Origin of the sequence: Vibrio sp. Makdt, from assembly GCF_027587015.1 — a bacterium.
GTDB lineage: Bacteria > Pseudomonadota > Gammaproteobacteria > Enterobacterales > Vibrionaceae > Vibrio > Vibrio chagasii_B.
The window spans coordinates 55,920-75,127 of record NZ_JAPPTH010000010.1; the positions used below are offsets into that span (position 1 = coordinate 55,920).

Below are 19,208 nucleotides of genomic sequence, written 5' to 3' on the forward strand. Positions count from 1 at the left end.
ATGGTAAATGGAACTAGAAACCTTGTTAAACACCCTGTCTGAGTCCCCAGAGAATGTGCAGTTTGAAGATACGATGCAGGTGATTGAAGCACATTATGACTTTTGTGAATGTGAATTTCGCAACGGGGATGTCGTGAATGAGGCTGGACAGAACAACGGTTCGTGTAAAATTTTTGCGTTCGGCCAAGATCAAGGGCTTTCAGCAGAGCAAACACTCGCGTGTTTTGGTCAATACTACCGCAATGATGTACTAGGTTTCCCAGAGAATACTGATCACCAAAACATCCGTAACTTTATGATTCACGGTTGGGGCGGGGTGGAATTCTCCCAGCCAGCGTTGGTATTGAAGTCTAAGTAAATAGGTTTCACCGGCGAAGTAAATACTTACTTAACATTAAGACCCTGAAGCGAGATGAGTTTATCTCGCTTCAGATTTTATATCTTTCCATACGGCAGGCTACTGAATTGGCAATTCAGACAAGCATTTACGACACATACATACTCCAAACTTGGGTACAGAGCTCGTGTCTCTTTTCTCTAGCTCAAAGCACCAACAGGTCTCTTTACCGGCACTGATATCGCATTGAGCTGGCTCATTACATTGCGGACATTGATGTGTGGAACTCGCACCACTTAGGTTGTCCATCACCGACTCTCTTTCATTTTCAGATAGGTCTTTCCAGCCTATAATCTCGTCCATTGTTCTAAAGCAGCCACTGCACATGCCACCATTATTTTTACAAGCCGCTCGGCAAGGTGTTTTCATCTTTCGGACCCTTGATTGGTTTGGGCTGAAATGTAACATACTTGTTTCTGTTTTAAGAGCCAACTCACTAAAATTTGACTTAGTAAAACACCAAATGACCTCGTAATTTAAAGGCTTTTCATGTAGCATCTCGCCCCTTTTGTTGACTGGGGGATATTATGTTTATTGGATTTGATTATGGAACAGCAAACTGTTCTGTGGCTGCAATGGTCAATGGAGAGCCAAGCTTGTTACCATTAGAAGGCAGCAACCACTATATTCCCTCAACCGTTCTTGCTCCTACTCGTGAGAGCGTATCTGAACACCTATTTCGTCACTTGAACATCAAACCGAGTGATGCGGTTGGTGAGCAAGTGCTTCGACGAGCGATTGCGCTGAACCGGGAAGAGAGTATCGACTTGGTGCCAGAAGACATGGCATTTGGCCAAGCCGCGTTGGATCTATACTTAGAAGATCCACGCGATGTTTATTATGTTAAGTCTCCTAAGTCTTTCCTTGGCGCAAGCGGGCTGCATGACGTTCAGGTCAGCTTCTTTGAAGATTTAGTATGTGCCATGATGGCGAACATCAAACAGCAAGCTGAGTTCACTACTCAAGAACACATTAAACAAGCGGTGATTGGTCGACCAATAAACTTCCACGGTCGAGGTGGTGAAGAGGCAAATAGACAAGCTGAAGCTATCTTATCTCGCGCTGCGAAGCGTGCAGGCTTCCTTGATATTGCCTTTCAGTTTGAACCCGTAGCTGCTGGCTTAGACTATGAAAGCACTTTGACCGAAAACCAAACAGTATTAGTGGTTGATATTGGTGGTGGTACGACCGACTGTTCTTTATTGGAAATGGGCCCGAGTTGGTCTGGGAAAGCGGACCGTAGCCGGAGCTTATTGGCACACAGTGGTCAAAGGGTTGGGGGGAATGATTTAGATATTTACCTCGCTTTCAAACAACTGATGTCACCTTTCGGTATGAGCAGTAAAGCCATTTCCGGTATTGATATGCCATTAACCCAATTCTGGAATCCAATTGCTATCAACAATGTAGAAGCTCAGAAGAATTTTTATTCTCGAGAAAACCTTGCAGCGCTTAAGTTACTTCGTAAAGAAGCCGCAGAGCCACAGAAGCTAGACCGTTTACTTAAGGTATATCACGATACCTTAGGTTACGGCATCGTACGTAGAGCCGAAGAAGCCAAGATTGCGTTGGCGGAGTCTTCTGAGTATCGCGCAGCGATGAATGTTGCCTCCGAGTTGATCGAAGTCGATATCTCAGTTGAACAGATGGTCGATGCTATCGATACGCCAAAGTCTAAGATGATTGAGTTGGTTAAAGAGGCCATTCAACAAGGTCAAAAGAAACCAGATGTTATTTATATGACGGGTGGTTCTGCACGTTCACCTATCCTTCGAGAAGCGGTTCAACAAGCCGTACCGAATGTGCCTATTGTGAGTGGCAACTATTTTGGTTCCGTAACGGCGGGTTTAGCTCGTTGGGCTGAGGTATGTTTCAAATAAGAGTGAAATAACGCGTGATAAAGGGCAACTGATTTCTGATTAGTTGCCCTTTTTTTGTATTCGAAAAGACCAAATTAGCTAACGGAGTAGCTGCCCGGACTCTAAAGTCGAAATTAGTTCGAGAAGCTAAATATTTCGGCTGGATTCTAGATGTTACAAGATGTTTCAGCTTTGAGGTGGTGTGATGTATTGGTCTGATGAGTAGTTTTGGTGTTTTGATTTTTAATGCTTTTTTAGTGATTTAAAAAGCAAAAATAAGTTTCATTTTTTGTAAATAAATCACAATGAGGATTTACTTATCCTAAGTTAAGGTTTTGTTTTAAATTGATTTTTTGTTTTTTATAGCATTGCTTTCTTTATTTTATATATTTTAATGCAACTTTTTTGTCATTCATCGATTAGTGTTTGCCTACTTGTTAAATGCAGGTAACAACTTCTCCGTAAGCACGAGGTTGTTAGTGAATAACTCACCCAGCTACAAATGGATATGACAATGAATAAGAAACTTTTAGCGCTAGCGATTTCTGGTGCAGTATTTGGTACACAGGCAGTTGCAGTAGAACTTTACAACGAAGACGGCACAACATTCTCAGTTGGCGGCCACGTTTCAGTGAACGTTAATGGTTCAGAAGAAGGCGAGACTGATGTTGGTACTAACTCTCCACGTATCAACTTTAACGCTACTCAAGAATTAGGCAACGGCTTCACTGCTGACGCTAAAGGCGAATGGGCACTTAACTACCTAGATGGTGGTGATGAGACATTCACAACTCGTCTAGGTTACGTTGGTCTAACTCACGATGAGTTTGGTCGTGCAGTTGCAGGTACACAATGGTCTCCTTACTACGATGTAGCGGCAGCGACAGATATGCCAATCGCGTTTGCGAATGACTTCTTATACGATAACCACGGTGCTCTTGGTACTGGTCGTGCAGACAAAATGCTTAGCTACCGCAATGCATTTGAGCTAGGTGAAGCTGGTGAGTTTAGCTTTGGTCTAGGTTGGCAAGGTGATAACGATGTTACTACTGATACAGAAAGAAACGTTGGCGGTGTAATTGTTACAACTCGCTCAACTGTTTCTTACGGTGACCGTGTTCAAGCAACTCTTGGTTACTCTATTGCTGGCGTTAAATTAGGCTACGCATTCAACACTGGTGACTTCACGGATTCTGGTGTTTCTAAGACTGCTGAATCTCACCTAATATCTGCAGCATACGGTTCTTACGGCTCAGGTCTATACCTTGCCGGTATCTACGGCTTCAACGAGAATATGAATGCTGGCCTTGTAAGCGGTACTACTCTTGAAGAGAGCGATGCTTACGAACTATTAGCTGCATACGCTTTTGCAAACAGCCTAAACCTTAGCGTGAACTACGAAGTAGTTGAAGGCGAAGTATTCAAAGGTGGCACAACTACTACAGCTCGTGAAGAGCTAGCTCTACAAGCTGAGTACAACTTCACTAGCAACTTTGTAGGTTACACTGGTTACCAATTTGACCTAAACGATGACAACGGTCGCACTACTGATGACAAGTGGACTCTTGGTGCTCGTTACTACCTATAAGTCGCAGATTGATTTAGCATAGTGTTTACTCCTTAGGTTTACCTTTTAGGATACTGTCCTAGACACCATGCTAAGCCCTCTCAAACCTTTTGGTTGGAGAGGGCTTTTTTCGTTTTGTGCTTCTGTTTTGAATGGCCATTTCTTAATGCAGCGATCTCCTTACAAAAACTTCCCAATGAGCGAATTGAGCTAAAGATCAGAATTTAGAGATCAGTAGTCAGCTTGTCGAAGATTCTCTCTTTGTGATGAGGTAAACTCTGCATTCCAAAAATAGTTCAGGGATAAACTATGAGCAGCGTTGTAGATCAGGAACAGTTAATGAATTCGAAACGAACAGCGACACCGACGAAAGTGCTGTGTGTTGGGCGTAACTATGTCGATCATATCGAAGAGCTTAACAACGCGATCCCAGATGCTATGGTGGTGTTCAACAAGCCGTCTACTAGCGTAACTTCTTCTCTCTCTTCTTTTCATCAAGAAGCCCTACACTATGAAGCTGAAATCTGTTTCATCGTTGAAAACGGTCAATACTCAGCGGTAGGTTTAGGGTTAGACCTGACTAAGCGCGAGTTGCAAAGTAGCTTGAAAGCAAAAGGCTTGCCTTGGGAGCGCGCTAAAGCGTTTGACGGTTCTGCTGTTCTTAGCCGCTTTGTACCCACAACAGATTTGGGTCTTGAAGACTTGAATCTAGAGCTGTTTATTAACTGTGTTCGTGTTCAGAAAGGGCACGTTGAGCAGATGCTATATTCCCCGAAAACTATCCTCGAAGAGCTCTCTTCTTACACGACCTTGCTGGATGGCGATGTTGTGATGACAGGCACCCCGAAAGGCGTCGGAGAAGTGCACCAAGGTGATATTTTCCTTGGCCGCCTTAAGTGTGGTGAGACAACATTGATAGAGATAGAGTGGGTCGCGAGTTAACTATTGTTATCTGTTTAGTTAATAATTTGGGCTAACTTTATGATGTTGGTTTTTAATTCGAAATTTTAGCCTTGGTACAACTGATTGCATCTGGAAGGGCGCCAGTAATTGATATAAAATCCGCCTCCATTTTTATCAATGCTGAACCTCATGATCGATTTAACCATTCTGCCTGTTTACTTGACTGCCGTCGTCGCTCTTCTTCTTTTACCTGGTCCTGATATGTTGCTGATTGCTAGCTCAAGCATGAGTTATGGTCGCAAGGTTGGTGTCTTTGCGAGCTTAGGTAACGCGACTTCTGGGATCATTCTTACTGTTTTAGCGGCGATGGGTGTATCTGCATTAATCGCAATGAGCCCTGTTGCTTTGAATGCTCTCCATCTATTAGGTGGTACATACTTGCTAAAAATGGGGTGGGACTGCCTGCGAACAGAGCAGGGAAACGCACCTGAACTGACTGATAATTTTGCCGCAAAGGCTTACTACCAAAGAGCGCTGATCAGTAACCTGCTTAATCCTAAAGCTCTAGTGTTTTTTGTGATGTTTTTACCTCAGTTTGTGTCGACAAATATTGAGGCTACATCGGGCGAGCAGATGTTGGTGCTAGGCTTATTACTGAATGTGTTCGGCTTAACGTTCAACTTCTTGCTTGTAGCTCTGGTAGGTACCATCGGTAAGTCACTGGTAGAAAATGCTAAGTTTCGTACCTATCAACAGAAAGTGATGGGTGGCGTATTTGTTGTATTAGCGGTTTGGATGCTGTCTTCTTTCTTCACTTCATAAGTAACAACCAAACGCGATTATCCGCAACCAGATGTTTAAAGAAAAATGGACGCTTAGAGCGTCCATTTTTAATTTAACTGATGCATTCTTAATGCGCTAATCCGTTAAGAGTTCAGCTCTTTCTGGTGTTGTTCGATGAGCTTATCCATATATTCTTCACCTCGCTGACGAGTGTCGTCATAGGTTTCTGTCCCCTCAAACTTTGTCACGGTCTCGTAATAAACCTTAACCTTTGGCTCTGTGCCCGAAGGGCGGACGATAATGCGAGAACCGTCTTCGAGGTGATAGATAAGCACATCACTTGCCGGGAGGTTTATCGCCTCTGCTGCACCACCTCTAATAAAGCGTAGTGAAGACTGAAGATCTTCAATCACAGATATCGCGATGCCATTGATTGTTTTTGGTTGTTCTGCGCGAAGTTTAGAGCCGATTGAAGGTGAATCTGGATCCAGCGCAATGCTGCGTTGTGCATTGGTATGAACACCATGTTCAAAGGAAATCTGAGCCAGAAGATCCCACACTGTTCGACCTTGAGATTTTAACTCTTCGACCAATTGTGCAAAAACGACAATGGCTGACAACCCATCTTTATCGCGGACTTGAGTACCAATCGTATAACCAAGCGCTTCTTCATAGGCGAATAGGAATTCATTCTGTTCATCTTCCAACTGCATGCCAATGTTCGCCAACCATTTAAACCCGGTCAGAGTTTGGAAGTAGGTAGCACCATGAGAGTTAGCGACTTTCTCAAGCAGGGTAGACGATACGATACTGTTACCGACCAATTGGTTCTTAGTGTGTGGCTTTGACAGTAAGTAATGTGCGAATAGTACGCCTACTTGGTCACCCGTTAGCATTTTGTATGAGCCGCTATCTGTTCTTACTGCAGCGGCAAATCGGTCCGCATCTGGATCATTGGCACAAGCGATATCAGCATCGACACTTTTCGCCAGCTTGATCACGAGATCCATGGCCCCTTTTTCTTCTGGGTTAGGGAAGTTCACCGTTGGGAAGTGGCCATCAGGTTCTCTTTGCTCTGCAACGCTGAATACCTTATGGAAACCCGAGTCGTGCAGAAGATCTTCTGCCATCTGCGCGCCCACCCCATGCATTGCTGTATAAGCGATGGTGGTATTAGCAGGCTCGATATCGCTCTCTACAAATGGGCTTTTGTTGATCGCAGCGCGGTAGGTTTGATAGTAACCCTCGGTGAGCCACACTAGCTTGCCTTGCGTTTCTGCATCACTGAGGCTCATCAAAGGGATAGGCTTAGTCGCTGCGGAGTCAATTTCAGCTGCAATACCTGCATCATGAGGCGGTATAATTTGTGCGCCATTTTCCCAGTATACCTTGAAGCCATTATATTCCGGTGGGTTGTGGCTAGCAGTTACCACAACGGCCGCTGCTGCGTTGAAATGCTCGATACCAAAAGCAACGATAGGGGTCGCAGCTACATTCGATGTTAGATAAACCTTGATGCCTAAAGCCGTCAGTACTGAAGCGGTATCAATCGCGAATTGCTTTGAATCTAATCGGCCATCATAGCCCACAACGACACCTCTCATGGTCGCGTTTGCTACATGTTCAATTAGATAGTGACCAAGCCCAGTCGCGGTTTCTTGAATGACTAAGCGGTTCATTCTGTTTGGGCCACATCCTACTTTACCTCGAAGACCCGCTGTTCCGAATTCTAATCGCTGCGTAAAGCGGTCTTTCAATTCGTCGTGCATTCCCTCATCAATGAGGTGTTGTAGCTCTTCACGAGTTCTTGGATCTGGGTCTCTCGCTAACCAATTCATAGCATCTTGCATAATCACTGAACCTTTTTATGTCGGTATGACTTACTGTTGGGATTAATTTAAGTGATATTGATTATCATTTCCATGAAAGCAATCGTAAAACTCGATTAAAAATAAATTCCAACGACAAAGACAAGTGGGCTAAGCCATTCTAAATAATTGACTATTTTGTAAGTAAACTTACCTTGAACAATTGGATATCACTAACTAGCCTTTTACATAAATATAACAAAATTGAACAATTTCGCCGTTTTTGAATCTTTCGTTGAAACCTCCAGACTTTGATAGACGTATAAGTCGACAAGTAAGACAGGAGTGTTCAGTCCCTTGAAGGCTGTGCCGACGCGAGTAGTAGATTGAGATTCAGCCTTTTCATGCGAAGCCGGTACTGCAATGAGTGCTGTTGGGTTCGCAACGACATTTAGGTCGCATGTATCCAATTAGGAAGGATAAGGAGAGATCTTTTGAAAAGATTACTGGTTAGGCTAGCGTGGCTTTTGAACAGTTTTGTTGTGCTGTCGATTTCGCCGTGGGTGAATGCGAGTAGCGAATATAACATGACACAAGGTGTAACAGAGATCAGTGGTCAAGTGTATGAACTTCACATGTTGATCTTCTACATCTGCTGTGCAATCGCCTTCGTTGTGTTCGGTGTTATGTTTTATTCGATTCTAAGGCACCGAAAGTCGAAGGGCGCTGTGGCTGCTCATTTTCATGAAAGTACCAAAGTCGAAATCCTCTGGACCATTATCCCTATCATTATTCTCATCGCTATGGCGATTCCCGCTACTAAAACCTTGATAGCGATGGAAGACACTTCTCAATCCGAACTCACCGTTAAGATTACTGGTTCACAATGGAAATGGCACTACAGCTATTTCGATGAAGATGTTGAGTTCTTCAGTTTGCTAGCAACCAGCGACAAAGAAATTGAAGGTATTGAAGTAAAAGGTGCGCACTATTTGTTGGAGGTTGATAAACCACTTGTGCTGCCCATAGACCGGAAAGTACGTTTTTTAATGACTTCAGATGATGTTATCCATTCGTGGTGGGTGCCGGCTTTTGCTGTTAAGAAAGACACCATTCCGGGATTTATTAACGAAGCGTGGACCAAAATCGATGAACCAGGTGTTTACCGAGGACAATGTGCAGAGCTGTGTGGTCGTGCTCATGGCTTCATGCCGATAGTTGTTCATGCTATGGAAGAGAACGAATTTGATGCATGGCTAGCGGAACAGAAAGAGTTAACGATAGCGGCGAAACAAGCGGCTCAAGATGCATTAGACGCGTCACTTTCTTTGGAAGAGTTGAACACCATAGGTGAAGAGGTATACAAAACTCGATGCGCGGTTTGTCACCAAGCTAACGGCGAAGGTATCCCTGGAGCGTTTCCTGCAATCAAAGGTAGCCCAGTTGCTCTTGGAGATGTGGATGTTCATATCGACACTATTGTTTATGGTCGAGGGGGCACGGCAATGCAAGCCTTCGATAATCAGTTAACAGAAAAAGAGATTGCAGCAGTCGTAACCTACCAACGAAATGCTTGGGGGAACGATACTGGCGATGTGGTTCAAGCTTCAGATGTTAATGCCTATAAGGTCAAACAATCGGGTGGAGCAGAAGGCTCAACGGATGAAGCACAAAGTGATGCTAAGGAGCAGCTATGAGTTCACCAATTGAAAAGCCGGTGAAATCGGCGCCTGCAGAAGATCAGGCTCTAAGTCATACTTTAGACGGCACCTTAGACAGCCATGACTTACCTACGGATGATCACGATTCCCATGCCGCTCCAAAAGGGTGGGCGCGTTGGCTGTATTCAACCAATCATAAAGACATCGGTACGCTATATCTGTGGTTCAGTTTCGCAATGTTCCTAACTGGCGGTGCGATGGCGATGGTGATCCGTGCGGAGTTATTCCAACCGGGTCTACAGCTTGTTGAGCCTGACTTCTTTAACCAGATGACCACTGTCCATGGCTTGATCATGGTATTTGGCGCGGTAATGCCTGCATTTACAGGGCTCGCTAACTGGATGATCCCTATGATGATCGGCGCTCCAGATATGGCGTTACCTAGAATGAACAACCTCAGCTTCTGGATTTTACCTTTTGCTTTCTTAATCTTGATTGGCTCTTTGTTTACTGAGGGAGGCGGACCGAGTTTTGGTTGGACATTCTACGCGCCGCTCTCAACGACGTATGGCCCTGATAGTACAGCACTATTTGTATTCTCTGTTCATATTATGGGTATCAGTTCGATCATGGGGGCGATCAACGTCATCGTGACTATCGTGAACATGAGAGCTCCAGGTATGACTTGGTTTAAATTGCCAATGTTTGTTTGGACTTGGTTAATCACAGCCTTCTTACTGATAGCCGTAATGCCCGTTCTCGCTGGGGCAGTGACCATGGTGTTGACTGATAAGTACTTTGGGACAAGCTTCTTCGATGCGGCTGGTGGCGGTGACCCCGTCATGTTCCAGCACATATTCTGGTTCTTTGGTCACCCTGAAGTGTACATCATGATCTTGCCATCCTTTGGTATTGTTTCAGCAATTATCCCGGCATTTAGTGGTAAGCGTTTGTTTGGTTATCACTCCATGGTGTACGCGACCTGTAGTATCGCAATCTTGTCTTTCCTAGTTTGGGCACACCACATGTTCACTACGGGGATGCCCGTCTTTGCTGAGCTGTTCTTCATGTACTGCACCATGTTGATTGCGGTGCCCACTGGGGTGAAAGTCTTTAACTGGGTCGCAACCATGTGGCGAGGCGCCTTGACCTTCGAAACCCCAATGCTGTTCACCATTGCCTTTATTGTTTTGTTTACGATAGGCGGCTTGTCTGGATTGATGTTGGCTATTGTCCCTGCAGATTTCCAATACCACGACACCTATTTTGTAGTAGCTCACTTCCACTATGTCCTGGTGACTGGTGCCGTGTTCTCGATAATGGCCGCCGCCTATTATTGGTTGCCTAAGTGGACAGGACATATGTACGACCACAAGCTCAGTCTATGGCATTTCTGGACGTCAGTAATCTCAGTGAATGTCCTTTTCTTCCCTATGCACTTCCTAGGTTTAGCGGGGATGCCACGTCGTATTCCAGACTACGCTATCCAGTTCGCTGACGTTAACCAAGTGGTGTCGATAGGGGGCTTCGCCTTTGGTTTGTCTCAATTGATCTTCTTGTGGTTGGTTATTAAGTGTGTAAGAGGTGGTGAGCCAGCATCAAGCAAGCCATGGGAACGTGCTGAAGGGCTAGAATGGACGGTACCAAGCCCTGCGCCTCATCATACTTTTACTCATCCGCCTAAAGTCGATTAGGGAGATGGGCGATGAGCGATAAGCAAAGCGATCTACGTAGAGATGAAAACCAACCCAAGCAGTCAACCAAGAAGCGATCAACTAAAAAGCTAACGGGTTACTTGGTATTGAGTGTGGTAGCGATGTTTGGCTTCGGTTTTGCTTTGGTGCCACTCTACGATGTGATGTGCGAGGCTTTGGGAATCAACGGCAAAACTAATACCGTGTCTGCGGTACAGCCGCGGGGGATGCAGCCAGATTATTCTCGCACGGTTCGTGTGGAGTTTATGTCGCACATCAAACCTGATATGCCCTGGCAGTTCGTTCCTGAAGATCGTGTGTTAGAGGTTCACCCTGGTGAGGTAATTCAAACGAATTACATCGCCAAAAATTTATCAGGAAACTCTCTAGTGGGGCAGGCTGTGCCTTCAGTATCTCCAGGGATGGGGGCGACTTACTTTAATAAGATGGAATGCTTCTGCTTTAACCAGCAGCCATTAGAGGGGCATAAAAGCGCTGAAATGGGTTTGATATTTTACATAGAGCCAGATATTCCAGAATCGATTCATACACTGACGCTCTCTTATACGCTATTTAACATTACGAGTGAGGCGGTCGGGGAATCAAGTAGTGCCGAGCCTAATGTAATCGCGAGTAACTAGGAACCAGAATCAACAAAAGGAGTTGAGCGATGAGTTCTAAAAAGGAAGTATATTTCGTTCCACATCAAAGCCATTGGCCATTAGTCGGTGCCGTTGCGCTATTTCTTGTTGCGGTTGGAGCAGGGTTAACCGTGCAAAACATGGGCACTGATGCCGCTGGTGGTGTGTTCGGTAAGGCTGTGTTGTTCGTCGGATTTGCGGTGTTGCTTTACATGCTTGCGGGTTGGTTTAGCAACGTGATAACGGAATCCTTGAGTGGCCTCTATTCTGAGCAAATATCTCGCTCTTTCAGGCAAGGTATGAGTTGGTTCATCTTTTCTGAAATCATGTTCTTTGGCGCTTTCTTTGGTGCGCTGTTCTACGCTCGGATGATCTCTGTCCCATGGATTGGCGGGGCGGGCAACAATGAAATGACTCATGAAGTGTTGTGGCCAATGTTCCAATCAATGTGGCCGTTGACTACGACACCGGATGGCGTAACAACACAAGCTATGCCATGGCAAGGAATTCCACTCAAAAACACCATTATCCTACTGCTCTCATCTATCACGCTGCATATGGCCCATCTAAGCCTCGAACAAAACAAGCGCATGGCATTAATCGTTTGGTTAGAGATCACCATCGTTCTGGCTGGGTTCTTCCTATTTTTCCAAGTTGAAGAGTATATCCATGCTTATCAAGATATGGGCCTTACTCTTCAATCGGGAATCTATGGCAACACCTTCTTCTTACTGACGGGTTTCCATGGTTTACATGTCTGCTTAGGGACGATCTTTTTAATCGTCCTTTTGGCTAGGGTTGCCAAAGATCATTTTACACCCAAAGACCATTTTGCGTTCCAAGCAGGCAGTTGGTATTGGCATTTTGTTGATGTGGTTTGGTTAGGATTATTCGTGTTTGTATACGTACTTTAGTGAAGCGACAGAGCTAAAGGGCTTAATAAGGACGAGGGTTGGGAGTTATCACTCCTGACCCTAAAGCAAGCAATAGCAGTAACACAGCAACGGCTGACCACATGACTCGACGCCCCAAGAAGTGACTCAGCTTTTTGCCATTGTGTTTGCTAGACGCGATTTGAATGAGCCCTTTCATTAAGTTGAATGCAATGAAAAACAGCAGGGCAACTAACACAACTTTGAATAACAGGATAAAGGTAGGTGATGCCATAGTGATAACTCCAAACCGTTTGAATCATGATGAGCGAAAGTTCCGCAGTAAAGGTTTTTGGTTTGCGGTTGCTTTAACTTTGGTTTCAGTCGGCACTTTAATCAAGTTGGGTTTATGGCAGTTAGACAGAGGTAACGAGAAACTGCGTTATGAGCAGCAGCTATCGCAGAGAGCTCTGCAACCTCCTAAGCCACTAGATGCAGTGCTCAATGAATGGCGAGAGGCAAGCGTTGGAACTCAGCAGCCGGTGCCCCCTTCGACCTTAAATGGCTTGAAAGCTGACGTCGAATTAGTGAAATCGAGTGGTTTAATTCTCTTGCTAGACAATCAAATCAATCAAGGAACGGTGGGGTATGTTATTTACATGCTGAGCGAAGTCCAAACTCAAGGTGGAAGAAAACAGCTTTTGATCGATCTTGGATTCGTTGCAGCAAGTAATGACAGAAGGGAGCTACCACAAATAGGAAAGATCACGCTACCTATCCAGATTTCTGGGCGATTGTACACTCGTTCGGTGAATCCGTTAAGTCAGGAACTTGGTCTAGAAAACACGACGCCGAAAAGGATTCAAAACATCAACATAGAAGCGCTATCACAATACACAGGACAAGAGGTGTTGCCGTTTATCTTTCAACCTCAGAGCTTAGATTCATGGCCTTATGAGATGTTGTGGCGCCCTACGGCGATGAAGTCTGAGAAGCACTTTGGTTACTCTTTTCAATGGTTTGTGATGGCTGCGGTATTGCTTTCGCTGATGTTGTTGATGGGGTTCAGATACTCGAAGAAACATAGTCACATGAATAAGAAGTAAATGCTTGCAACGACATAAACACGGTTAGCGAACGGCAGCGACTAATACAGGGAATCAAAATGGATAAGTCTCAAACACAAACTAAAAAGGAAAGTACCGATGCTAATCTTGCTGCGTTTAAACAGCGCCGCTCACGTGGTCGACTTGTACTTATCGGATTGATTTTGGTCTTCGCCTTACCTGCCATTATCGCTAAAACTGTATTAGAGCAGAATTGGTACACATCTGGCGTGACAAACAGTGGGGAGTTAGTTGAGCCAAGAGTGACTCTACAAGATTTTGGGCTGACGGCGCCGGTGGAAGGAGAAGGGTGGTTGGTGGGGTACATTGCGCCAACAGACTGCGATAGCTTGTGTGAACAACAACTCCATTACTTGAACCAAAGCTATTTAGCGCTGGGGAAGAACAAAGAACGAGTGACTGCTGTGGTTTTTGTCTCTGAAGGGGATGCATTACCAGGAGCATTTAACAAACCTGATTTATCGTTTCTGTCCGGTGGGGAGCAGTTGAGCACCAAGTTCGCACCAGCTTCGATTGTTATCATTGATCCTCTTGGGCAACTCGTTATGGAATACAAAAGTGTCTCAGAACCATCGCAGTTAGTCGGGCAGTCTAAAGGCATGATTCATGATTTGAGAAAGCTTCTTAAACTGTCGCGTGTTGGGTAGCTGATAAGTGATTCGGTTTGACCGCGGTGACTGAACTCTAGCAGCGACAAGGAATACTTATAGGGAGATAAACGATGCAGAACAAAGCCCCTGATTTGCTCATGCTCGTGATGCGAGTGACTATCTTACTGACGCTGACAGTGATTGTGCTCGGTGCCTATACCCGATTATCGGATGCTGGACTTGGTTGCCCTGATTGGCCAGGGTGTTACGGAAAGCTCACGGTACCTTCAGATGCCCAAGCGGTGAACCAAGCCAATCTCCAATTCCCTGAACGCGCTCTTGAGGCTGATAAAGCATGGATAGAGATGATACATCGCTACTTTGCTGGTTCATTAGGGCTTCTTATCTTTGTTGTGGTCGTTTGGTGTATTAAGAAGAACATCACTTCTGCTGGGCTACCGCTACTTATTTCGGCAACGGTGCTCTTTCAAGCTTTGTTAGGGATGTGGACAGTGACTCTCAAGCTGATGCCGGTTGTGGTGATGGCGCACTTGATGGGAGGGTTCACTCTGCTGTCTCTGCTCTGCCTGCTCTATTGTCGCCTCTCTAATTTCCAGACTCGGTTCGGTGAAACGAGATACTCGGCGACGAGCAAGTTTGCTGCGTTACTTGGCCTAATGGTTGTAATTGGACAGATCTTACTTGGCGGTTGGACGTCTTCAAATTATGCCGCGCTGGTATGTACTCAACTACCTATCTGTGAAGGGAATTGGACAAGCTACCTAGATTTTAAGAATGCGTTCGACTTTGCACAGCATGGGCATGATAACTATGAGTTTGGTGTGCTCGAGTATCCCGCAAGGCTCACCATACATGTCATGCATAGGTTTGGCGCTATCGTGGCAACGATAACGGTGCTAATGGTCGTGTATCAGTTGTGGAAGCTTGGTCAAACAGCGCACCAAAAACTGGGTGTCATTGTGGCATTGGTATTATCCGTGCAAATCAGTTTAGGGATCAGTAACGTGTGGTTCCATCTACCGATTTCAGTGGCAGTGCTTCATAACTTAGTTGCGGCGATGCTGCTTGTCAGTCTGGTTGCGACAAACTTTGTAGTGTGGCAACGAAAACCAAGTGAGCGCTTGGCAAAGAACAGTGTATTACAAGGAGGTAATCATGGTCAGTAGAACTTCAACACAGCATCAAATTGTGGTTCAAGATACCGCTTCAAGTCATGAAGTTGCTACTCAAAACAAAGCAGCTTGGAAGGTCTATTTAACACTGACTAAGCCTAAAGTGGTTGCTTTGATGTTGTTAACAGCATTAGTCGGCATGTGTTTAGCGGTGCCTAATGGATTGCCATTACAGCAAGCATTATTTGGCATGGTAGGGATAGGGTTGATGGCGGGTTCAGCCGCTGCATTTAATCACTTGATCGACAAGAAGATCGACGGGCAAATGTCTCGTACTAATCGTCGTCCTTTACCATCGGGTGAGCTCAGCAGTGTACGAGTATTCGCCTTTGCAGCCGGTATCGGTTTACTTGGCTTTGTGACTTTAGCCTTGTTAGTTAACCCGCTTACGGCTTGGCTAACCTTTGCGAGCTTATTAGGTTATGCGGTTATCTATACCATGTATTTAAAACGAGCGACGCCACAGAACATTGTCATTGCAGGGATCGCAGGGGCAATGCCACCTTTATTGGGTTGGACGGCAGTGACTAACGAGTTGCACTCCAACGCATGGCTACTGGTGATGATCATCTTCATCTGGACACCTCCTCACTTTTGGGCGCTTGCGATTCATCGTCGTGACGAATATGCCAAGGTAGATATCCCGATGTTGCCTGTGACACATGGGATAACTTACACCAAGACTTCAATTCTGCTGTATACACTATTGCTGAGCATCGTGTGTGTGCTGCCAGTGTTAGTTGGAATGAGCAGTTGGATATACCTGAGCGCGTCTTTGGTGCTCAACGGTGGGTTTGTTTATCATGCCTGGGTATTGAAATATCGCGACGAGCCGAACATGGCGATGAAGACATTCAAGTTCTCTATTTATCATCTCATGATCTTGTTTGTGGCTTTGTTGGTAGACCATTACCTACTTTAATATCAAATTTGTAGATGAATACTGAATAAAAAAACGGATGCACTGGGCATCCGTTTTCGTTTGGCTAATTACACAAGCTTACGTACTTGAAAGTAAGTACCTTACTAATAATTAGTCCACTTTGTTCCAAGCATCTTGCCAGTGTGAACCTACGCCAGGTTCGTACTGAGTTGCCGTTGGTGCCCATTGAACACAGTAACCAGAGTATGGGAACTCTTTACACTGATAAACACTACCATCGCTGCTTAGTACTTTCGTTCCCGCGGTGTAAGACTCAATGCTTTCAGGGAATACGAAGTCGTAATCGCCCGCTGGTGGCGGTGTTTGCTCGTCCATCAGGTGGAAATCAAGCGTGTTCTGATCCACTAAGTTACCTTGGTCATCTTTGGTCACAACCACAAGCATGTGGTGGCCAGCTTCAGATTTAGAAAGCGTCAGTTGAACACCTTCAACTTGTCCGTCTTGTAGCTCAGATTTTTGCGATGCAAGCGCTTCGCGATGGTGGTTGTATACCGTGAGTTCTGCTTGAACATTGCCCGTTGCTGCTAGAGTAAGATCAAGCTGTGTAGGCTGGCTCTCATCGATAATGTACTCTGATTCTAAACCTGTTACTTCAACTTCATGCTCTGGCTCTGGAGTGTCAATCTTGTAGCCGATCTCAACACTCTTAAAGCCTGAACCTGCTTTTAAGTAAACCGGGTTTGAGCCGTATACAGGAGCGAAATCACCTTGGTCATTCAATTGACCCGCTTTGATTTGCGTCTGCTCTTGGTTGATCTTTGATGCCAATGCATAAGACCAGTTATTCGCTTTACCTTGCTCGTTGTTCTCAATCACTAGCTCAGTGCTGTATGACGCGTTCTCACCAGATTGGTCGAAGACACGAGTGTAAACTGCATCACCGATGTTTAGGTCGCGAGTTGGGTTGATTTGACCACCTTGATCCCAATCAGGAATGATCGGACCATCGCCATCAAATTTCACATCAATAACGTTGTAGAAAGCCATTGCAGTATCACCCACATCCCAAACAGCAAGAATCACTTGGTAGCCTTCACGCTCAGGGACATTACACAAGTGGCTTACTTGCATTGGTGGCTGTTCCATATTGCCTTCGACTACACAGAATGGCGTTAGATCAAAAGAACTGCGAGCCAAAGGCTGGTTTGGATTCCAGTCTGGTTTTGTAATGTAGTATTTCCAATCGTGAGTCACGTGGTTTGCTGTGAATGTCCACTCAAAGTATTGAGAGCCAGATTGGATAGGGCGTTTAACCCAACGGTCTGCTGTTTGCTCGTCTAGCGCAGCAGCTAAAGAAGATTGCGCACTAGCGATTTTTCCATCTGCAGGGCCAACCTCTGGGAAGCCTTCAGGACCTTCGACACTTTGCGGTTCGTATTGGATACCTCCACAGTTGGTGTTCTTCTCTTGTGTATCACTCGCAGGGAACTTACACAGCGCTACACGGCTTTCAGCGACGCCATTATTGTATGCCGAGACATAACCGTGACCGAAGCTTGCACCACTAACGCTTAGTAGCGATAGAGCGATGAGTGATTTTTTTGGGAGTTGTTTCATTATTTGTCCTTACTGTATTTGGCCGACAAAAAAGAGAACACTCCGGCACGCATTTGCACTTAAATCCTATTAAGTGGCAGCTCCGCTATCATAGACAGAATAATTGTCGACAGACCGGTGGCTTTGCGTCCTATTCTTTCAAATAGTTTGCCAGAAGTGCGTTTAAGCAAGCGAAATGTAGTCAACGCGTTTTATAAATGCGAATGAATAGATTGAAATGTGGAATGCTAATCTCGAACTTTTAATTCTTGTCACAAATTAACTTGCTAAATGTATTCTTTATTTACCTATAAGTGATTGAAATAAATTAAGAAAGTATTTGCTCTAATTGTTTTTGTGAATGGTTTCGTCTTTTTAGTTTTGTGCTGGATAACAATTGAACGCATATCAAAACCAAACCTTTGGCTTCCACTAACCGAACCCTGACACGCTATGTATGAAAAACCGGACAATTAATTGGTATGAATTATATAAAGGAGTCAGTATGGAATTCACTGAACAAGATAGAGAAGCGTTATACCAAACGTGGATGTCACAAAAATCACGAATGCGAATCACACAAATGGAGTTTTCAAAGAAGCTTGGTATGAGTCAGCTTGATTTCTCAAATGTGTTGCGAGGGGAGTCACCGCTAACTATGTCATTTGTGAGCCATTTCTGTCGTTTACTTCATTTGGAACCAAGAAACGTATTCCCGTCACTTAAAGAAGGAAATGACTCTGGTCCTAAAGTGGTCTACTTGAAAAGTAGAATGAGTGTTGATGGAGAGATCCAAAATGCTTATATCGAAGGAAATCAAGTTATCGTAGAGTATGCTCACACTGTTCAACACAACTAATTTTAGAGTTAGCTCTGAGTTATAGCCCCTTTTTCTACAAACTTTTCACATATGGTATAGCATACTTGGGTGTTTTTCTTCCAATCTAAGTGCGCTATGAATCCTCTAAAACTATTTTTGCTTGTCGCAACCAGCATCTTTTTGTTTGGTTGTGCAGGCGGCCCAATCAAGACTGCTACCAAATTCACCACTTATGAAGATTTTCAGCCAGGTCCTGACGGGGGAGTTGATCTCGTTTGGGCAAGGTTAGGACTGCGTGACGCCGATCGCTTGAAGAGTAAGTTGGATGATTATGATTCTGTCGTCATTGACCAAATTTTTGTGCTCGCCGAAGAAGGTTCGTTAGATCAAGAAGAAATTCAGGAACTTACCGACCACATGGTGAACCGATTAGAAGAGAAAATATCACCTCACAAAGTGATCGTTGGCGAGCCGACGGGCAAAACGTTACGCCTAAGTATCGCATTGAGTAACGTTGAAACGCCAAATCCTATCTTAGCTGTAACCAGCAGCGTTTTGCCTTTTGGGCTTGCTATGTCGACCATCTCCAAAGTTGCGACAGGTGAGCACACCAATGTCGGTAGTGCGAGTGTCGAGCTGTTGGTGAGTGACGCTCAAGATGGCACACCACTGTTCGCAGCGATCGATCGTGAGGCGGGGAATAAGGACTTTTCGACTATGATTGATTCACTTGACGACGCCAAAGATGCAATCAACTATTGGGTTGAACGTTTAGGTGATACTCTACAGAACATCGATGACGCATAGAAAGACC

At 44.9% G+C, this 19,208-nt stretch carries 19 protein-coding genes and 1 riboswitch; of the genes, 15 read left to right on the forward strand and 4 right to left on the reverse strand.

Going from position 1 to position 19,208, the window contains the following annotated elements:
• Window positions 1-7: 7 nt before the first annotated feature.
• The gene (locus tag OH460_RS13875; protein WP_061031245.1) at window positions 8-358 is read left to right on the forward strand and encodes a HopJ type III effector protein; all 351 of its coding nucleotides are present in this window, start codon (window positions 8-10) and stop codon (window positions 356-358) included.
• 99 nt (window positions 359-457) lie between these two features.
• Here the strand turns inward: OH460_RS13875 and OH460_RS13880 are convergent, their stop codons facing one another.
• Window positions 458-766 carry a DUF1289 domain-containing protein gene (locus OH460_RS13880; protein WP_269997931.1) on the reverse strand — a complete coding sequence of 103 codons (309 nt, stop codon included), beginning with the start codon at window positions 764-766 and terminating at the stop codon, window positions 458-460.
• Window positions 767-924: 158 nt separating this feature from the next.
• Here OH460_RS13880 and yegD point away from each other — a divergent pair, with 158 nt between their 5' ends.
• The 4 genes from yegD (at window position 925) to OH460_RS13900 (ending at window position 5,548) form a co-directional block, all read left to right on the forward strand.
• Window positions 925-2,277 carry a molecular chaperone gene (yegD, locus tag OH460_RS13885; protein ID WP_269997933.1) on the forward strand — a complete coding sequence of 451 codons (1,353 nt, stop codon included), beginning with the start codon at window positions 925-927 and terminating at the stop codon, window positions 2,275-2,277.
• A 493-nt stretch (window positions 2,278-2,770) separates the two neighbouring features.
• Window positions 2,771-3,844 carry a porin gene (locus tag OH460_RS13890; protein ID WP_116870890.1) on the forward strand — a complete coding sequence of 358 codons (1,074 nt, stop codon included), beginning with the start codon at window positions 2,771-2,773 and terminating at the stop codon, window positions 3,842-3,844.
• A 288-nt stretch (window positions 3,845-4,132) separates the two neighbouring features.
• Complete coding sequence (locus OH460_RS13895; RefSeq protein ID WP_269997936.1) at window positions 4,133-4,765, forward strand: fumarylacetoacetate hydrolase family protein; 633 nt, start codon at window positions 4,133-4,135, stop codon at window positions 4,763-4,765.
• Window positions 4,766-4,915: 150 nt separating this feature from the next.
• Window positions 4,916-5,548 carry a LysE family translocator gene (locus OH460_RS13900; RefSeq protein ID WP_269997938.1) on the forward strand — a complete coding sequence of 211 codons (633 nt, stop codon included), beginning with the start codon at window positions 4,916-4,918 and terminating at the stop codon, window positions 5,546-5,548.
• Window positions 5,549-5,652: 104 nt separating this feature from the next.
• Here OH460_RS13900 and OH460_RS13905 read toward each other — a convergent pair whose 3' ends face one another.
• The gene (locus OH460_RS13905; RefSeq protein ID WP_269997940.1) at window positions 5,653-7,359 is read right to left on the reverse strand and encodes a phospho-sugar mutase; all 1,707 of its coding nucleotides are present in this window, start codon (window positions 7,357-7,359) and stop codon (window positions 5,653-5,655) included.
• Between the two features lie 452 nt (window positions 7,360-7,811).
• Between OH460_RS13905 and coxB the strand changes: the two genes are divergently transcribed.
• From coxB to OH460_RS13925, 4 genes are read left to right on the forward strand one after another with little or no spacing between them, the layout of a single operon-like run.
• Window positions 7,812-9,014 (forward strand): cytochrome c oxidase subunit II, encoded by a 1,203-nt coding sequence (coxB, locus tag OH460_RS13910; protein ID WP_269997942.1) that lies wholly within the window; start codon window positions 7,812-7,814, stop codon window positions 9,012-9,014.
• Window positions 9,011-10,672, forward strand: a complete 1,662-nt coding sequence (ctaD, locus tag OH460_RS13915) for a cytochrome c oxidase subunit I (RefSeq protein ID WP_269997944.1) — start codon at window positions 9,011-9,013, stop codon at window positions 10,670-10,672. The genes coxB and ctaD overlap by 4 nt, the downstream gene beginning before the upstream one ends.
• A gap of 11 nt (window positions 10,673-10,683) precedes the next feature.
• The gene (locus tag OH460_RS13920) at window positions 10,684-11,313 is read left to right on the forward strand and encodes a cytochrome c oxidase assembly protein (RefSeq protein WP_269997946.1); all 630 of its coding nucleotides are present in this window, start codon (window positions 10,684-10,686) and stop codon (window positions 11,311-11,313) included.
• 29 nt (window positions 11,314-11,342) lie between these two features.
• On the forward strand, window positions 11,343-12,227 hold the full coding sequence (locus tag OH460_RS13925; protein WP_105057991.1) for a cytochrome c oxidase subunit 3: 885 nt from the start codon (window positions 11,343-11,345) through the stop codon (window positions 12,225-12,227).
• Window positions 12,228-12,249: 22 nt separating this feature from the next.
• Here OH460_RS13925 and OH460_RS13930 read toward each other — a convergent pair whose 3' ends face one another.
• On the reverse strand, window positions 12,250-12,480 hold the full coding sequence (locus OH460_RS13930; protein WP_061031236.1) for a DUF2909 family protein: 231 nt from the start codon (window positions 12,478-12,480) through the stop codon (window positions 12,250-12,252).
• On the opposite strand from OH460_RS13930, the gene OH460_RS13935 reads away from it, so the two are divergent.
• The 4 genes from OH460_RS13935 (at window position 12,392) to cyoE (ending at window position 16,017) form a co-directional block, all read left to right on the forward strand.
• A complete protein-coding gene (locus OH460_RS13935; RefSeq protein WP_333482708.1) occupies window positions 12,392-13,291 on the forward strand; it encodes an SURF1 family protein in 900 nt (299 codons plus the stop codon). The two genes, OH460_RS13930 and OH460_RS13935, sit on opposite strands and share 89 nt — an antisense overlap.
• Before the next feature lie 59 nt (window positions 13,292-13,350).
• Complete coding sequence (locus OH460_RS13940) at window positions 13,351-13,959, forward strand: SCO family protein (protein WP_269997952.1); 609 nt, start codon at window positions 13,351-13,353, stop codon at window positions 13,957-13,959.
• 74 nt (window positions 13,960-14,033) lie between these two features.
• Complete coding sequence (locus OH460_RS13945) at window positions 14,034-15,089, forward strand: COX15/CtaA family protein (protein WP_269997954.1); 1,056 nt, start codon at window positions 14,034-14,036, stop codon at window positions 15,087-15,089.
• Window positions 15,079-16,017, forward strand: coding sequence for a heme o synthase (gene cyoE / locus OH460_RS13950; RefSeq protein WP_269997956.1), 939 nt, complete (start codon window positions 15,079-15,081; stop codon window positions 16,015-16,017). Before OH460_RS13945 ends, cyoE begins: the two co-directional genes overlap by 11 nt.
• A 111-nt stretch (window positions 16,018-16,128) precedes the next feature.
• Here the strand turns inward: cyoE and gbpA are convergent, their stop codons facing one another.
• The gene (gene gbpA, locus OH460_RS13955; protein WP_269997958.1) at window positions 16,129-17,595 is read right to left on the reverse strand and encodes an N-acetylglucosamine-binding protein GbpA; all 1,467 of its coding nucleotides are present in this window, start codon (window positions 17,593-17,595) and stop codon (window positions 16,129-16,131) included.
• A 72-nt stretch (window positions 17,596-17,667) separates the two neighbouring features.
• Window positions 17,668-17,757: riboswitch (cyclic di-GMP riboswitch) on the reverse strand.
• 322 nt (window positions 17,758-18,079) lie between these two features.
• On the opposite strand from gbpA, the gene OH460_RS13960 reads away from it, so the two are divergent.
• Together OH460_RS13960 and OH460_RS13965 are read left to right on the forward strand one after the other, a co-directional pair.
• A complete protein-coding gene (locus OH460_RS13960) occupies window positions 18,080-18,433 on the forward strand; it encodes a transcriptional regulator (protein WP_008217214.1) in 354 nt (117 codons plus the stop codon).
• A gap of 96 nt (window positions 18,434-18,529) precedes the next feature.
• A complete protein-coding gene (locus OH460_RS13965) occupies window positions 18,530-19,201 on the forward strand; it encodes a DUF3313 domain-containing protein (protein WP_105057995.1) in 672 nt (223 codons plus the stop codon).
• Window positions 19,202-19,208: the final 7 nt, after the last annotated feature.

Bases quoted from the DNA above. Each gene is read 5' to 3' on its own strand.
- gbpA (WP_269997958.1), bottom strand. From the start codon at position 17,595: ATGAAACAACTCCCAAAAAAATCACTCATCGCTCTATCGCTACTAAGC.
- OH460_RS13895 (WP_269997936.1), top strand. From the start codon at position 4,133: ATGAGCAGCGTTGTAGATCAGGAACAGTTAATGAATTCGAAACGAACA.
- OH460_RS13875 (WP_061031245.1), top strand. From the start codon at position 8: ATGGAACTAGAAACCTTGTTAAACACCCTGTCTGAGTCCCCAGAGAAT.
- OH460_RS13925 (WP_105057991.1), top strand. From the start codon at position 11,343: ATGAGTTCTAAAAAGGAAGTATATTTCGTTCCACATCAAAGCCATTGG.
- ctaD (WP_269997944.1), top strand. From the start codon at position 9,011: ATGAGTTCACCAATTGAAAAGCCGGTGAAATCGGCGCCTGCAGAAGAT.
- OH460_RS13940 (WP_269997952.1), top strand. From the start codon at position 13,351: ATGGATAAGTCTCAAACACAAACTAAAAAGGAAAGTACCGATGCTAAT.
- OH460_RS13900 (WP_269997938.1), top strand. From the start codon at position 4,916: ATGATCGATTTAACCATTCTGCCTGTTTACTTGACTGCCGTCGTCGCT.
- yegD (WP_269997933.1), top strand. From the start codon at position 925: ATGTTTATTGGATTTGATTATGGAACAGCAAACTGTTCTGTGGCTGCA.
- OH460_RS13890 (WP_116870890.1), top strand. From the start codon at position 2,771: ATGAATAAGAAACTTTTAGCGCTAGCGATTTCTGGTGCAGTATTTGGT.
- cyoE (WP_269997956.1), top strand. From the start codon at position 15,079: ATGGTCAGTAGAACTTCAACACAGCATCAAATTGTGGTTCAAGATACC.
- OH460_RS13935 (WP_333482708.1), top strand. From the start codon at position 12,392: ATGAGCCCTTTCATTAAGTTGAATGCAATGAAAAACAGCAGGGCAACT.
- OH460_RS13930 (WP_061031236.1), bottom strand. From the start codon at position 12,480: ATGGCATCACCTACCTTTATCCTGTTATTCAAAGTTGTGTTAGTTGCC.
- OH460_RS13920 (WP_269997946.1), top strand. From the start codon at position 10,684: ATGAGCGATAAGCAAAGCGATCTACGTAGAGATGAAAACCAACCCAAG.
- OH460_RS13905 (WP_269997940.1), bottom strand. From the start codon at position 7,359: ATGCAAGATGCTATGAATTGGTTAGCGAGAGACCCAGATCCAAGAACT.
- OH460_RS13945 (WP_269997954.1), top strand. From the start codon at position 14,034: ATGCAGAACAAAGCCCCTGATTTGCTCATGCTCGTGATGCGAGTGACT.
- OH460_RS13960 (WP_008217214.1), top strand. From the start codon at position 18,080: ATGGAATTCACTGAACAAGATAGAGAAGCGTTATACCAAACGTGGATG.
- OH460_RS13880 (WP_269997931.1), bottom strand. From the start codon at position 766: ATGAAAACACCTTGCCGAGCGGCTTGTAAAAATAATGGTGGCATGTGC.
- OH460_RS13965 (WP_105057995.1), top strand. From the start codon at position 18,530: ATGAATCCTCTAAAACTATTTTTGCTTGTCGCAACCAGCATCTTTTTG.